This is a genomic window from Buttiauxella sp. AC038 (assembly GCF_979253565.1).
On the sequence record NZ_CEEDCQ010000001.1, the window covers coordinates 3,927,879 to 3,943,964 of the forward strand.

The 16,086-nt window shown below is 48.7% G+C and carries 13 protein-coding genes; 4 read left to right on the forward strand and 9 right to left on the reverse strand.

What is annotated here, in order from left to right:
- The first annotated feature begins 53 nt into the window (after nt 1-53).
- Both AC0IXI_RS18645 and queC read left to right on the forward strand, forming a co-directional pair.
- Nucleotides 54-1,757 (forward strand): SgrR family transcriptional regulator, encoded by a 1,704-nt coding sequence (locus AC0IXI_RS18645; RefSeq protein WP_471682926.1) that lies wholly within the window; start codon nt 54-56, stop codon nt 1,755-1,757.
- Nucleotides 1,758-1,821: 64 nt separating this feature from the next.
- Complete coding sequence (gene queC / locus AC0IXI_RS18650; protein ID WP_134184036.1) at nt 1,822-2,517, forward strand: 7-cyano-7-deazaguanine synthase QueC; 696 nt, start codon at nt 1,822-1,824, stop codon at nt 2,515-2,517.
- A 49-nt stretch (nt 2,518-2,566) separates the two neighbouring features.
- On the opposite strand, the gene AC0IXI_RS18655 is transcribed toward queC, so the two are convergent.
- The 9 genes from AC0IXI_RS18655 to bolA form a co-directional block, all read right to left on the reverse strand.
- Entirely contained in the window at nt 2,567-2,965 is a 399-nt protein-coding gene (locus tag AC0IXI_RS18655; RefSeq protein WP_134184038.1) for a YbgC/FadM family acyl-CoA thioesterase, read from the reverse strand.
- A 124-nt stretch (nt 2,966-3,089) separates the two neighbouring features.
- Entirely contained in the window at nt 3,090-3,461 is a 372-nt protein-coding gene (locus tag AC0IXI_RS18660; protein ID WP_134184207.1) for a ComEA family DNA-binding protein, read from the reverse strand.
- A 162-nt stretch (nt 3,462-3,623) separates the two neighbouring features.
- A complete protein-coding gene (ppiD, locus tag AC0IXI_RS18665) occupies nt 3,624-5,495 on the reverse strand; it encodes a peptidylprolyl isomerase (protein WP_413498091.1) in 1,872 nt (623 codons plus the stop codon).
- A gap of 357 nt (nt 5,496-5,852) precedes the next feature.
- The gene (gene hupB, locus AC0IXI_RS18670; protein WP_034457998.1) at nt 5,853-6,125 is read right to left on the reverse strand and encodes a nucleoid-associated protein HU-beta; all 273 of its coding nucleotides are present in this window, start codon (nt 6,123-6,125) and stop codon (nt 5,853-5,855) included.
- A 210-nt stretch (nt 6,126-6,335) separates the two neighbouring features.
- Entirely contained in the window at nt 6,336-8,690 is a 2,355-nt protein-coding gene (lon, locus tag AC0IXI_RS18675; RefSeq protein ID WP_064516637.1) for an endopeptidase La, read from the reverse strand.
- 251 nt (nt 8,691-8,941) lie between these two features.
- A complete protein-coding gene (gene clpX, locus AC0IXI_RS18680) occupies nt 8,942-10,216 on the reverse strand; it encodes an ATP-dependent protease ATP-binding subunit ClpX (RefSeq protein WP_034457994.1) in 1,275 nt (424 codons plus the stop codon).
- A gap of 132 nt (nt 10,217-10,348) precedes the next feature.
- A complete protein-coding gene (gene clpP, locus AC0IXI_RS18685; protein WP_064516635.1) occupies nt 10,349-10,972 on the reverse strand; it encodes an ATP-dependent Clp endopeptidase proteolytic subunit ClpP in 624 nt (207 codons plus the stop codon).
- Nucleotides 10,973-11,292: 320 nt separating this feature from the next.
- Nucleotides 11,293-12,591, reverse strand: a complete 1,299-nt coding sequence (gene tig / locus AC0IXI_RS18690; protein WP_064516633.1) for a trigger factor — start codon at nt 12,589-12,591, stop codon at nt 11,293-11,295.
- A gap of 356 nt (nt 12,592-12,947) precedes the next feature.
- The gene (gene bolA / locus AC0IXI_RS18695) at nt 12,948-13,265 is read right to left on the reverse strand and encodes a transcriptional regulator BolA (RefSeq protein ID WP_064516631.1); all 318 of its coding nucleotides are present in this window, start codon (nt 13,263-13,265) and stop codon (nt 12,948-12,950) included.
- Between the two features lie 305 nt (nt 13,266-13,570).
- On the opposite strand from bolA, the gene AC0IXI_RS18700 reads away from it, so the two are divergent.
- Both AC0IXI_RS18700 and ampG read left to right on the forward strand, forming a co-directional pair.
- Nucleotides 13,571-14,149: a lipoprotein gene (locus AC0IXI_RS18700; RefSeq protein WP_471682927.1), complete on the forward strand. Its 579-nt coding sequence runs from the start codon at nt 13,571-13,573 to the stop codon at nt 14,147-14,149.
- Nucleotides 14,150-14,197: 48 nt separating this feature from the next.
- Entirely contained in the window at nt 14,198-15,673 is a 1,476-nt protein-coding gene (ampG, locus tag AC0IXI_RS18705; protein WP_064516629.1) for a muropeptide MFS transporter AmpG, read from the forward strand.
- Nucleotides 15,674-16,086 lie beyond the last annotated feature (413 nt).

Sequence of the window (16,086 nt, forward strand, 5' to 3'; positions counted from 1 at the left end):
ATATACGGAACTAATAGTGAATACTTTCTGAAAATCGTTCCGGGTTTACACCAATGCGACTGTTAAACCGATTAAATCAATTTCAACGCTTATGGCAGCCTTCGGCTGGAGAACCGCAGCAAGTGACGGTAGCGGAACTCGCTGCACGCTGCTTTTGCAGTGAGCGCCATGTGCGAACATTGCTTAATCAACTTGAAGATGCGGGTTGGCTGACATGGCATGCGCAGTCTGGGCGCGGAAAACGCGGCACATTGAGTTTTCTGGTGACTCCAGAAAGCGTGCGCTCCGGAATGATGGAGCAAGTACTCCACAAAGGGCAGCATCAGAACGCGCTGGAACTGGCACAAATCGCACCAGAACAGTTGCGCCAATTGCTGCAACCGTTCCTTGGTGGGCAATGGCAAAACGATACGCCGACTTTACGTATTCCCTACTATCGCCCGTTAGAACCGTTGCAACCGGGGTTCCTGCCAGGTCGTGCCGAACAGCACCTTGCGGGCCAGGTCTTTGCCGGGCTCACCCGATTCAACTCGAACAGCGCGACACCGCAGCCCGATCTCGCTCACCACTGGCAAGTCTCCGAAGATGGCCTGAGTTGGTACTTTTTCATTCGCTCGACACTGCACTGGCATAATGGCGAACCGGTAGAAACCACGCAGTTACAGCAACGGCTGATGATGCTATTGACGCTCCCGGCGATGCGACGTTTGTTTATCAGCGTGAAAAGCATTGAGCTTGCCCATACGCAATGCATCCGCTTTGTTTTGCACACTCCCGATTACTGGCTGGCGCATCGTCTAGCCAGTTATTGCAGCCGCCTGGCACATCCTGAAGATACCCAAATCGGCTGTGGACCATTCCGCATCAACAGCTTTAAAGAGAACCTGGTGCGCATCGAGAGTTTTGAGTATTACCACCTCAGCCACCCGCTGCTCAAAGCAGTAGAGTTCTGGATTACCCCGCAATTGTTCGACGCCGAACTGGGCACCAGTTGCCGCCATCCAGTGCAGATCGCCATTGGTCAGCAAGACGAGTTGGTTCATTTACGGCCTGTAAGTAACAGTATCAGTCTTGGGTTTTGCTATCTGGCGGTAAAACAAAACGGCAATTTAACACCGGTGCAGGCACGCTTTTTGATGCAACTCATTCAGCAGCAGCGGTTGATTGAAAGCCTTCCTGTCGATGAGTCGCTGATCACCCCAAGCAGTGAGATGATCCCTGGTTGGAAACTCCCCGAATGGCCATTCTCCGAAGCGATCACGCTGCCGCCGCAATTAACGTTGATTTATCATTTGCCCGTTGAGTTGCACGTCATGGCGCAGCAGCTTAAAACACATTTGGCTGATTTGGGTTGCGAGCTCACACTGATATTTCATGATGCAAAAAACTGGGCAGGATGTGAGGCGTTGGCTGAGGCCGATTTAATGATGGGTGACCGTCTGATTGGCGAAGCACCTGTCTACACGTTGGAGCAGTGGTTACGCAGCGATGTGCTGTGGCCTGCGGTGCTTACTGAAAGCCAGTACACCCATTTGCAGGCAACGCTCGACCGCGTACAAATCCACCCGGATGAACACGCACGCAGCACCGGTTTGCAGGAAGTATTCAGCGCACTAATGCGCGATGCGATAGTCTCGCCGCTGTTTAATTACCGCTACCAAATCAGCGCGCAGCCGGGTGTTAATGGTATCGAACTTAACGCCTGGGGTTGGTTCGATTTTACCCAAGCCTGGTTACCGCCACCGACGATGGCGTGAAGAAGCTGGGCAGCCATCAGCCCACGAGTTACCATAGGTTTTTAGCTGTTTAACAGGATTACTCATGAAACGTGCAGTTGTCGTCTTTAGTGGTGGCCAGGATTCCACAACCTGCCTGATTCAGGCATTACAGCAGTATGATGAAGTCCACTGTGTGACATTTGATTATGGCCAGCGCCACCGTGCTGAGATTGACGTTGCCCGTGAACTAGCGCTGAAACTGGGTGCTCGTGCGCATAAAGTGCTGGATGTAACGTTATTGAATGAATTGGCTGTCAGCAGCCTGACGCGCGATAGCATTCCAGTGCCAGGATACGATCCCGAAGAAAAAGGTATCCCAAGCACTTTTGTACCAGGACGTAATATTTTGTTCCTGACGCTGACGGCAATTTACGCTTATCAGGTTGAAGCCGAAGCCATAATCACCGGTGTTTGTGAAACGGACTTCTCCGGTTACCCGGACTGCCGAGACGAATTCGTAAAAGCCCTGAATCATGCCGTAAGTCTTGGTATGGCTCGCGATATTCGCTTTGAAACACCCCTGATGTGGCTCGATAAAGCAGAAACCTGGGCGTTGGCGGATTACTGGCAGCAACTAGATCTGGTGCGTAGCGAAACACTGACCTGCTATAACGGCATTAAAGGCGACGGCTGTGGCGAATGTGCCGCTTGCAACCTGCGTTCTAACGGGCTAAACCATTTCCTGGCGGATAAACCCGGGGTAATGGCAGCAATGAAAAAGAAAACTGGCCTGAAATAAATATTAGTGGGCGTGGTCCGCTAATTGCCACGCCCCTTCATCGACTCTATTACTCCATCATTTGAACTAACTTCTCGCGCAGTTCCCCTTCCAGTGGAACCGACTTCTGAGTTTTCAAATCGATACAAACGAAAGTCAGTAGCGCATCTGCAACGACCTCACCTTCTGGTTCAAGTTTAACCACCTGGCTCAAAACACCACTTTTACCATTGAGTTGTTGTAACGAACTTTCAATGCGTAGCAAATCACCAAGCACCGCTGGACGACGATAATTGATGTTGATATTCACCACAATGAACGCGATGTTGTGCTCCGTCATCCATTGGAATCCTGCCGCATTTTCCAGCCCTTCCCAGCGGGCTTCTTCGAGAAACTCAAGGTAGCGGGCATTGTTAACATGCTGATAGAAATCAAGATGGTAACCCCGAACTTTGATTTGTGTTTGCATAGCGCTAAAACCCTTTCACTGTAGTTTTAATATTAAGGTGAGGTAACAGGCCACACCAAACTGGTATGACCTGTGATTTAGCATAGCAAACTTTCCCGGCTGCGTGAGCAAGGAGCCCTAAGCGTTAAAGCTTAATGTGAGACAGATTACGTTCTACCAATGCACTGCCAATCCCGGGTACCTCTTGCAACTGTTCCAGTGCCTTGAATGGGCCGTACTCTTCCCGATAACTCACTATCGACTGCGCTTTTTTCAGGCCAACACCCTTCATTGCTTGTGCCAAAGCTTCTGCGCTCGCCGTGTTAATACTTACCACGCCATCATCAGCATCGCTCGATTTAGCAGTTGCAACGGGGGTTACAGGGGTTTTATCGCTGCGCTGTTGAGCTTGGGCCGTATCATTTTTGACAGCAACTGGGGCCGCCAAAGCTTGAGTGCAGATGCTTGTACCAATAAATGCCACGGCAATGCACACGGCTTGTATTCCACTTTTGATTCCTGTTTTCATGCTGTTCCTCCTTGTGTGTTGACAGCGAAGCCACCTTATCCAGGAAAAAAACAGCTACAAATGGCAATCTTCAAATGTGGAAAAGGCCGCGAAAGCGGCCTTTGAATGTTGCAGAGCGTTGCAATTAACTGCGAGAAACCTCGAGGTTAATTACTGCTGTTCGATGCTGTCACCCATCTTAATTTTCGCTTCTTTGCGCAAGTTGGTCATCAGCGCTTCGAAAGTGATCTGGGCGTTGTTCTGAGTGATGCCCTGAACCATCGCTTTTTTCTGTTCCGCCGGCATGTCACCAGGTTTAACTTGATCCAGAGCTAACAGAACCACATTACCCTGCATGTCATTTGCCACGCCGTAGGCTGGCTTATCTTTTGCCGGTAATGGCAGGTTGAAAGCAGCCTGGCTGATTGGGTCCTGGCCAGTACGGGTCAGCGTTTTCGCTTCACCGAAGCTCAAGCCAGCGGCTTTCATAGCTTCATCACCTTTACCCAGCTTCAGCGCATTCAGCAGTTTGTCAGCATCGAGCTTCGCTTGTTGCTCAGCTTTCTGATGTTTGACCTGTGCGATAACTTGCTCACGAACTTCAGCTAACGGTTTGATAGCTTCAGCTTTGTGCTCAGCGACACGAATAACAAACGCGCGATCACCATCTACTGTAATGATGTCGGAGTTCATACCCGGAGCACCGTTCGCACCAACCAGACCACCATTGAAAATAGCATCTGAAACAGGTTTGAAGTTCAGCTCAGCAGGTAAGTTGTCGTGGCCAAACCAACCGGTCTCGACAACTTTAACACCAGCGACTTTCTCAGCACTCGCCAGAGATTCGTTATCATTGCTCGCCGCATCGCTAACTTTCTGCTGCAACGCGTAGTAAGCATCAACCGCTTTCTCTTGCTTCACTTTCGCAGCAATAGCGTCTTTCACTTCTGCCAATGGTTTAGTTTGCGCAGGCTGAATGTCATCAAGACGAACAACGAGGAAGCCAACAGAAGATTTGATCACACCAGAAAGCTGGCCTTTGTCTTTCAGACCGGCATTTTTCAGCTCATCAGGTGTGGTGCCTGGCTCAAGCCAACCCATGTCGCCACCGTTCCGGGCAGAGATAATGTCAGCTGATTTTTCTTTTGCCAGAGTAGCAAAATCACCGCCTTTGCTCAGTTCATCAAGAACTGCTTTAGCTTCGGCTTCAGTTTTAGTCTGAATCACGCTGTAACGGTTACGTTGAGGCTGAGTGAACTCGTCCTGATGCTGGTCGTAGTAAGCCTGAATATCTGTATCGGCTACTTCAACATTCTGAGAAGCCGCATCAAGCATGATGTAGCTTACTTTGAACTGCTCAGGGGCAATGTAGTTGTTTTTGTTCTGCTCGTAGCTGGAGTTGATTTCCTGCTCGGAAACTTCCTGCTTCGCAGCCAGTGCGTTTACATCAATTGTGGCTTCACGAACCACACGTTGCTGCGATACCAGTGCTGCCAGTTCGTCAGTTTCACCCGCCAGCATGAAATCAGTACCCACAACAGCATTAATCAGCTGCTGAGTGGTAAGTTGATTACGCAGTGCCTGAGCGTATTGATCCGCAGTCATACCCATGTTGCCGATGATGGCGGTATAACGCGCGTTATCGAATTTTCCGTTGTTCTGGAATGCAGGTTCTTTAAAGATGGCTTGTTTGATTTGCTCGTCACTAATGCCAAGACCAAGATGTTTGGCGTATTGGTCCATTAACGCTTCATCAATCATGCGCGACAGCACCTGTTGGCGCATCTGCTTCATGTAGCCTTCATTACCGGCTAGCACAGAAAACTGTTCGCCAAGCTGTTGCTGCTGGCGATTACGCTCACTAGCAACAGCATTTTCAAACTGACCACGGCTAATTTCCTGACCATTCACTTTTGCGGCGTAGTTGGCGCTACCGCCAATCAAGTAGCCACTCACGCCAGTCAAAATGAATGACACGATAATGATCCCGAAAATTATCTTGATTACGAGGCTGTTTGCCGCCGTACGTAAATTGTCCATCATGGTGTAACAACACTCCACTGTAGTGTGAATGGTAAACCCAGCGCAGTCGCTAAATGGGCATCCCTGAATATGCGTACTGCTGTGCCGCTGCGTGCAAGCGGGTATTGTGACAAGAAAACGGGTTCAAATCATCAAACATGCGCAAAATTAGCCATCAGGCATAAAAAAAGGCACATCTAACGATGCGCCCTGACCTAACTTTACTAGCCTTGCCCTATACACCCATCATCCTTCAAGCTGCTGGGGCGTTGGCTGTACTCACTTACCCGAATCACTTACTGAAGTAAGCTCATCGGGATAAGCTCCCAGGCCGCCTACCTGCAACTCGAATGCTAACGGGTATTAGCTAGCGATAAATCAGTTAACAGCTTCTTTCAGCGCTTTACCAGCACGGAAACCTGGTACTTTTGCAGCAGCGATGGTGATTTCTTTACCTGTTTGTGGGTTACGGCCAGTACGGGCAGCACGTTCACGAACAGCAAAAGTTCCAAAGCCAACCAGTGCCACGTCTTCCCCAGATTGCAGAGATTCGGTAACAGAAGCAATCACAGCGTCTAATGCACGTCCAGCCGCAGCTTTAGAAATATCAGCACCTGCGGCAATTTTGTCTATCAGTTGAGATTTATTCACTCTTCTCTTCCTCTCTTTATAATTTATATCGCACCAATATCCTTCAAAGTGCGACCGCGCAGCAGTTATATCAGGCCTGTCATGCCCTTACAACACCCGTTGTTAATGGCATGCATCACCAGCGATCTAAAGTAGCGATACAAAAAAAAGCTGGCAAGTGACAATTCACCAGCCAGCTCTGATTTTATTAACCGAATATGCGTCAGGTCACTATTTTGCGGTCACAACCTGCATTCCGTAAGGTTCGTTCTGCAATGCAAGGGTCAGAACTTCCTCGATGCGCTTCACCGGATGAATATCCAGGTCGGCGAGAACGTTGTCAGGAATCTCTTCCAAATCGCGTTTATTTTCATCCGGAATCAGAACCGTTTTGATACCGCCACGGTGTGCCGCCAGCAGTTTTTCTTTCAAACCACCGATTGGCAGAACCTGGCCACGCAACGTAATTTCACCGGTCATAGCCACATCTGCACGAACAGGGTTACCCGTCAGGCAAGATACCAGTGCGGTACACATCGCAATACCCGCACTTGGGCCATCTTTCGGCGTCGCACCTTCTGGCACGTGAACGTGGATATCACGTTTTTCATAGAAATCAGCATTGATGCCTAATTTCTCTGCACGCGCACGCACAACGGTCAGTGCAGCCTGGATAGACTCTTGCATAACTTCACCCAGAGAACCGGTGTAAGTCAGCTTGCCTTTGCCCGGTACACATGCGGTTTCGATAGTCAGCAGATCGCCACCCACTTCGGTCCACGCAAGACCAGTTACCTGGCCCACACGGTTTTCGCTGTCAGCACGGCCATAGTCAAAACGCTGAACACCAAGGAAATCTTTCAGGTTGTCACCGTCAATTTCGATGTGTTTAAGCGATTTATCCAGTAGCAGTTGTTTAACTGCTTTACGACACAGTTTGGAAATTTCACGTTCCAGACTACGTACGCCAGCTTCACGAGTGTAGTAACGAATGATGCCTGTAATAGCGCTATCGTGAACGGTAATTTCGCCTTTTTTCAGGGCGTTACGTTCAATTTGCTTCGTCAACAGGTGCTGTTTAGCAATGTTCAGCTTCTCGTCTTCGGTGTATCCGGAAAGACGAATAACTTCCATACGGTCCAGCAGCGGTGCCGGAATGTTCATGGAGTTAGACGTAGCAACAAACATCACGTCGCTCAGATCGTAATCCACTTCCAGATAGTGGTCGTTAAACGCCACGTTCTGTTCTGGATCAAGGACTTCCAGAAGAGCAGATGCCGGATCGCCACGCATGTCCGAAGACATTTTGTCGATTTCATCCAACAGGAATAATGGGTTTTTAACGCCCACTTTCGCCATTTTCTGAATCAGTTTACCTGGCATAGAACCGATATAAGTACGACGGTGACCGCGAATTTCCGCTTCATCACGTACGCCACCCAAAGCCATGCGCACATATTTACGTCCGGTCGCACGAGCGATGGACTGACCCAGTGAGGTTTTACCTACACCTGGAGGCCCAACCAGACACAGGATTGGTCCTTTGAGCTTGTTAACGCGACTCTGTACTGCGAGATATTCCAGGATACGATCTTTCACGCGCTCAAGGCCGTAATGATCGGTATCGAGGACTTCCTGCGCCTGACGCAGATCTTTTTTCACTTTGCTGCGCGCATTCCACGGCACCTGCACCATCCAATCGATATAGCCACGAACCACGGTTGCTTCCGCAGACATTGGCGACATCATTTTCAGTTTTTGCAGTTCCGCTTCGGTTTTTTCACGCGCTTCTTTCGGCATTTTAGCCGCGTCGATTTTGCGTTTTAGCGCTTCGTTTTCATCTGGCGTGTCGTCCATTTCGCCGAGTTCTTTCTGAATGGCTTTCATTTGCTCGTTCAGATAGTACTCACGCTGGCTCTTTTCCATCTGCTTTTTAACGCGGTTGCGAATACGTTTCTCAACCTGCAGCAGATCGATTTCTGACTCCATCATGGCCATCAGATATTCAAGACGTTCGTTAATATCAGACATCTCGAGAACGGACTGTTTATCAGTCAGTTTCAATGGCATATGTGCAGCGATGGTGTCAGCCAGACGAGCAGGATCGTCAATACTGTTCAGCGATGTCAGTACTTCTGGCGGGATTTTTTTGTTCAGTTTGATATAGCCTTCAAACTGACCAATTGCGGTGCGCACCAGCACTTCCTGTTCGCGCTCTTCGATAGCTGGCGAATTCAGGTACTCAGCCTGAGCTGAGAAATGGTCACCGTTGTCAGAAAGCGTGGTGATACGCGCACGCTGTAAACCTTCAACCAGCACTTTTACCGTGCCGTCTGGCAGTTTCAGCATTTGCAAAATGGATGCGACGGTTCCCACTGAGAACAGGTCATTTACACCTGGCTCATCTGTCGAGGCTTCTTTCTGCGCCACCAGCATGATTTTTTTATCATGATCCATGGCCGCTTCCAGGCAACGAATGGATTTTTCTCGCCCGACAAACAGTGGAATTACCATGTGCGGATAAACCACCACATCGCGCAATGGCAATACGGGGATTTCAATGCGTTCAGAACGCTCAGGATTCATAGAGCTCTCTCTTAGTTAAGGTCCGCCTGGTGATGGGGCGATGTCCTCTGTTTATACCTTAAATCTTTCAATTTGCAGGAAGGCGTAAACAACGCACCTGCACTTGAAGGATGACAGGAATCATGGCATCACCAACAAGTAATTCAGTATATGGGGATGTTTCCCGAGCATTCAATGCCAGGAATGAAGGAAAAGCAAAAGGGGGATATAAATCCCCCTTTTTAGACTAACTGACTGGTTATTTTGGCGAATTATTCACCGGATGCTTGTTGCGCTTCCGGCTTGCCATAAATTAATAATGGCTTGCTTTGACCGTCGATGACGGATTCATCAATCACCACTTTCTCGACGTCTTCCATAGAAGGAAGATCGTACATGGTATCCAGCAATGCGCCTTCTACGATGGAGCGTAGACCACGAGCACCGGTTTTACGTGCCATTGCTTTCTTGGCAATTGCATCCAGCGCTTCGTCGCGGAATTCCAGATCCACACCTTCCAGATTGAACAACGCCTGGTACTGCTTGGTCAGGGCGTTTTTCGGCTCTTTCAGGATCTGAATCAGTGCTTCTTCGCTCAGTTCTGTCAGCGTAGCCACTACTGGCAGACGGCCGATAAACTCAGGGATCAGACCAAATTTGATCAAATCCTCCGGCTCAACCTGGCCTAACAACTGCCCTTCGGTCGCCTTCTGAGATTTACCTTTTACGGTCGCGCCAAAGCCAATACCTGAACCGGTTTCAACGCGGTTAGCAATAACTTTATCCAGCCCTGCGAATGCACCGCCACAAATAAACAGAATCTTGGAGGTATCAACCTGCAAGAACTCTTGCTGTGGATGCTTACGGCCACCTTGTGGTGGAACCGCCGCAACAGTACCTTCGATAAGTTTCAGCAACGCCTGCTGCACACCTTCACCAGACACATCACGAGTGATGGACGGGTTATCAGATTTGCGGGAGATTTTGTCGATCTCATCGATATACACGATACCGCGCTGTGCTTTCTGCACATCGTAATCACATTTCTGCAGCAGTTTTTGGATGATGTTTTCGACATCTTCACCCACGTAACCTGCTTCGGTTAACGTTGTGGCATCAGCCATGGTGAATGGAACATCCAGTAAACGTGCCAGGGTTTCAGCCAGCAGGGTTTTCCCGCTACCCGTCGGCCCGATGAGCAGAATGTTACTTTTGCCCAGTTCGATGCCGTTGGTGCTGTCGCCGTTACGCAGACGTTTGTAGTGGTTGTAAACCGCAACCGCCAGGACTTTTTTAGCCTGTTCCTGACCGATGACGTAATCATCGAGATGGTGACGGATTTCATGCGGAGTCGGCAACGCACTACGTTCGCGGTGCGGAGCGACTTCTTTAATCTCTTCGCGAATAATGTCGTTACATAAATCGACACACTCATCGCAGATATACACTGACGGCCCGGCAATCAGTTTACGCACTTCATGCTGGCTTTTGCCGCAAAAAGAGCAGTACAGCAGTTTGCCTGAACCGTCTTTGCGCTTATCTGTCATCGGTAAAACCTCTTTTTGTTTCTGTGCACCGAACAGGACGGCGCAAGTGCCATTCTACGGCGCAGCCAATCGTAAGCGCGCTATGAGCCGTTGCTATAACAATAATAGTATACGGCTCACTATTTTCGGGCGTTAGCTACGGTGAGTCAGGATTGAGTCAACTAAGCCATACTCTACCGCTTCATTTGCTGCGAGGAAACGGTCACGCTCGGTGTCTCTCTCTATTTCTTCAAGAGATTTGCCCGTGTGTTGCGCCATAAGTTCGTTCATACGAGCTTTCACTTTCAGGATTTCGCGGGCATGGATTTCGATATCCGTAGCCTGGCCCTGATAACCGCCCAGCGGTTGGTGAATCATGACTCGTGAGTTCGGTAAGCAGAAGCGCTTACCCTTCGCCCCAGCGGTCAGCAGGAATGCACCCATAGAACAGGCTTGTCCCATACAGATGGTGCTGACATCTGGTTTAATAAATTGCATCGTATCGTAGATAGACATACCAGCGGTAATCACACCACCTGGTGAGTTAATGTAGAGATAGATGTCTTTTTCTGGGTTTTCTGCTTCCAGGAACAACATCTGCGCTACGATCAGGTTAGCCATATGGTCTTCGACCTGGCCCGTCATAAAGATGACACGTTCCTTGAGCAGACGGGAATAGATATCGTATGAACGCTCGCCACGCGATGTCTGTTCAACAACCATCGGCACCAGGGCCATATGGGGTGCAAATTGATCTCTTTCGCCACTGTATGACATTTCCGTCTCCTGGAATAATTAAGCCTTCGATACCTGCAGCACTGATTCTACTTGAGGTGCCAGAAGAAGACTACGCTCCTGCTTACACCTATTACCTTATTCGGACGGATTATCAGTCAGGGATCCATTTTCGAGCCATGCCCTTATTTATGGGGATAAGCTTGCCCTGTTTCAAGCATAACAACCTTTTCTTGTTACGCTAACCCTGAAACTGCGTTTTATTGATGGGTTTTCAGGGAGTCACTGATAAAAAAAGCCCGCCACCAGTAGGTGACGGGCTTGATGCAGCAATATTTTGGCGATGATGCCAAAAATTATGCTTACGCTTGCTGGTTCATCAGTTCGCTAAAGTTAGTGGCTTTCTCAGTCACTTTCGCTTTAGACAGAACAGCTTCAACAGCTTGTTCTTCCAGAGCAACATTACGCATGTTGTCCATCAGTTCTTTGTTTTTGCCGTAGAATTCTACAACTTCAGTCGGATCTTCGTAGGCAGAAGCCATTTCTTCGATCAGACCTTTAACGCGTTCTTCGTCAGCTTTCAGCTCATGGGTACGAATTACTTCGCCCAGCAGCAGGCCAACAACTACACGACGCTTAGCTTGTTCTTCGAACAGTTCACGTGGCAGTTCCAGCGCTTGTTTCTCGTTGCCACCAAAACGCTGAGCAGCCTGGCGACGCAGAACGTCGATTTCGCTGTCGATCAGTGCTGCTGGAACGTCGATGTTGTTCGCATTAACCAGACCGTCGATTGCTTGAGACTTGATGCGGTTACGCACTGCGCCTTTCAGCTCACGATCCATGTTTTTACGAACTTCGGTACGCAGACCAGCTACAGAACCATCTTCAACGCCGAAACGCTTGATGAATTCTTCAGTAAATTCTGGCAGTTCACGCTCTTCTACTTTCTTCAGAACGATGTCGAACTTAGCCGCTTTACCTTTCAGGTTTTCAGCATGGTAATCTTCTGGGAAGGTCACTTCGATAGTGAATTCTTCGCCAGCTTTGTGACCAACCAGACCGTCTTCAAAACCTGGGATCATACGACCCTGGCCCATTGCCAGCACGAAGTCAGATGCTTTGCCGCCTTCGAATACTTCGCCGTCTACAGAACCGGTGAAATCGATAGTTACGCGGTCTTCTGCAGTTGCAGCAGCGTCTGAATCTTTCCAGGTCGCCTGTTGCTTACGCAGGGTGTCCAGCATTGCATCAACGTCTTCATCAGTCACTTCAACAACCGGTTTTTCAACTTCGATTGCTTCCAGACCCTGCAGCTCAACTTCTGGGTACACTTCAAACTCAACCGCGTAGGTGAAGTCTTCGCCCAGTTTGTATTCGCCTGGAACGTAGTTCGGTGCGCCAGCTGGATTGATTTTTTCTTTGATGATCGCTTCAACAAAGTTGCGGCTCATCAATTCGCCCAACACGTCCTGGCGAACAGAAGCGCCATAGCGTTGTGCGATAACAGTCATCGGCACTTTTCCTTTACGGAAACCGTCGATACGGGCTTTCTTTGCCACGTTGACCAGCTCGCTTTTTACAGCGGTTTCGATGCTGTCTGCAGCGATAGTAATCGTGAGACGGCGGCCAAGGCCCTGAGTGGTTTCAACTGAAACTTGCATCTTGTTACCTCAAAAAATCACAGTGCTCGGTCAACTCTGGAAGCGCTCATTTGCACTCCGCAGAACCGGGATGCCTTCTGTATCAGAATCACATTCCCTGTCGTCAGAATCGTCCCGAAGACATTCCGAAAAATAAGACGCAGCATTATAGCGGCATCACCAAGGTGAGTCGAGAACGGCAACACAGTGTTGCTGCGGCCCTTTTCACAGTTCTTTTGGATTTTTTGCCCAAACCCTGGAATAACGAGGGCTATTTCAGACAAAACAAAACGGCCCGCAGGCCGTTTTATAAAACACGATTCATATACCGCAACATAAAGGAAAAGTTCCCTCAGTTGCAAGTCTGAAGGTTAACTTCAGGCGATTGACCCTGCTCCACGGCAAGGTGGGGAGGCAAGAAGAGTGTCATGCAACCCCTCCCATTCCTTAATGGTGTAGGTATGCAGTGCCAGCGCATGCACAGTTGACGAGAGTTCTGCACTCAAAGTGCCATAAATCATACGATGACGATTTAAAAAACGCTCACCCACAAAACGGTCGCTGACCAGAACCACTTTGAAATGACTCTCTGAACCTGCCGGGACATTGTGACGATAGCTTTCATCCGCAACTTCCAGGATCACGGGTTCAAACGCTGCCCTTAATTTTGATTCTATTTGCTCGCGCATCATCATGAACTTTCTCCTCGACTACGTAGAGATGCCACTCATCCCTTTAAATGTTAGCCGCTTTTAGCCGTTTTAATAACGGAATTACAACAATTATTTAGCTTTCGTCTGATTTTCTAAGCCAAGCCCCTGTAGATTAATGTGATTACGGCACTAATCGAGGGCAAAGTGGTCAGATAGCTTTGCAACCGCTCAGAAAAAGCGCAACGCGATGAAATTACGTGCGTTAACTACTTCCCCTGGGCAACCGCAGTGTTATGATGGCGTGATTTTTTATCTGCCTGCCCCTTGAGTACATTGAGATAGCGAACATGTTAAAAAAACTATTATTCCCGTTGGTCGCCGTATTTATGCTGGCCAGCTGTGCAACACCACCTACTACCATTGATGTTTCTCCAACCATTAGCTTGCCACAGCAAGACCCAAGCTTGATGGGTGTGACTGTCAGCATCAACGGTGCAGATCAACGTAAAGACCAGGCTCTGGCTAAAGTCACTCGTGATAACCAACTGGTTACATTGACTCCATCTCGTGACCTGCGCTTCTTGCTGCAAGAAGTGCTGGAAAAACAGATGACTGCTCGTGGTTACATGGTTGGACCAAACAGCCCGGTTGATCTGCAAATCATCGTAAACCAGTTGTTTGCTGACGTGTCTCAGGGCAGCGTGCGCTACAACATCGCCACTAAAGCTGACATCGTGATCATTGCGACAGCGAAAAATAGCAACAAGATGACCAAAAACTACCGTTCTAGCTATAACGTAGAAGGGGCGTTCCAGGCCACCAACAAGAATATCGCCAACGCGGTGAACTCCGTATTGACTGATACCATTGCTGATATGGCTCAGGACACCAGCGTTCACGACTTTATTAAGCAGAACGCTCGTTAATCAATACCCCACCAGCCCGCGTCATGCGGGCTGGCTGTAGAGCAAAGTATGCCCAATCACTATCTGCGTCTCTTCCAACAACCTAAGTCAGCCATCCTTTTGATTTTAGGTTTTGCATCCGGTCTTCCACTCGCCCTCACCTCCGGCACGCTACAAGCATGGATGACGGTCGAGAACATTGATCTTAAAACCATTGGTTTCTTCTCGCTTGTCGGGCAAGCCTATGTATTTAAGTTTCTGTGGTCGCCGATTATGGACAGATACACGCCGCCGCTGCTTGGGCGTCGTCGTGGTTGGTTGCTGATCACCCAAATTCTGTTGCTGGTTGCTATTGCAGGTATGGGTTTCCTTGAACCCGGCTCGCAGTTACGCTGGATGGCAGCATTGGCTGTTGTCATTGCTTTCTGCTCGGCATCTCAAGATATCGTCTTTGATGCGTGGAAAACGGATGTTCTTCCGGCTGAGGAACGCGGCACGGGTGCAGCAATCAGTGTGTTGGGTTATCGCTTGGCAATGCTGGTATCGGGTGGTTTAGCGCTCTGGCTTGCGGATAGATACCTTGGCTGGCAAGGCATGTACTGGTTGATGGCCGCATTGATGCTGCCTTGTATCATCGCTACATTGCTAGCTCCAGAGCCCACCGATGCCATTCCGGTCCCAAAAAGCCTTGAACAAGCTGTGGTCGCTCCGCTGCGTGATTTCTTTGGCCGCAACAATGCGTGGCTCATTCTGCTGCTGATTGTATTGTACAAACTCGGGGATGCGTTCGCCATGAGTTTGACGACCACATTTTTGATCCGCGGCGTAGGTTTTGATGCCGGTGAAGTCGGTATGGTGAATAAAACACTGGGTTTGATTGCCACAATCATTGGCGCACTCTACGGCGGCATTTTAATGCAGCGCCTGTCACTGTTCCGCGCATTGCTGATCTTTGGCATTTTGCAGGGTGTCTCTAATGCTGGTTACTGGCTTCTTTCGATTACCGATAAGAATATGTTCAGCATGGCAGCAGCCGTCTTCTTCGAAAACCTCTGCGGTGGCATGGGTACAGCGGCATTTGTCGCGCTGTTGATGACACTGTGCAATAAATCGTTTTCAGCCACTCAGTTTGCGCTGCTTTCAGCATTATCCGCAGTAGGCCGCGTTTATGTTGGCCCGATTGCCGGTTGGTTTGTTGAAGCGCAAGGTTGGCCTACTTTTTATTTATTCTCTGTTATTGCCGCTGTTCCAGGCATTCTGTTGCTGTTGGTTTGTAAAACAACGCTGGAATACACCCAGAATAACGATAGTTTCATTCCGCGAAGCGAATTTTCTTCCGCTTATCGTATAGCGCTTCAGGCATTGATGTTAGGTTGTGCCCTCTTAGCTGTATGGCTGGTGGTATTAATTACCAATGCGACAGGCCTGACAAACTGGGCGTTCAACATTCAGTTCCTGGAGTGGGGAGCGTTGTTTGCAGTTGGTGGGATTTTACTCGGAGGGATACTTGATTATCTGGCGTTGCGAAAATCAGCTTTAGTGTAAAATTCGTCAGATTAATAAAAATAATAAATTTCGCTTAGTAACTATATCGTTCGATTAACACGCAAATATTGATGTGATGAATTAATTGGCGAAAGCAAGCCAGTTTTTTTGCATTATTAGCAGGAAAATTATTTTCTTCGCACCTTTAACCGATTCAGCGAGCCGGTCAAATAATTTGCAGCTCATTTCGTTTGTTAATTGATGCTGTTTTGTTAAATTTATGTTTAGTAAAATGATTGGTTATACCAATTAACCTGTACTATTTATAGCAACATAGGTTTTCGTTATAACCCAGCAGGGTTGCGGGCTATCTCGATATTTTACAGTTTGTTGCATTCTATGTGACATTGTCGGCAGAACCCGGTAACACCACACTGACACTACGCCATTCATGTTTACAGTAATGTAACCTT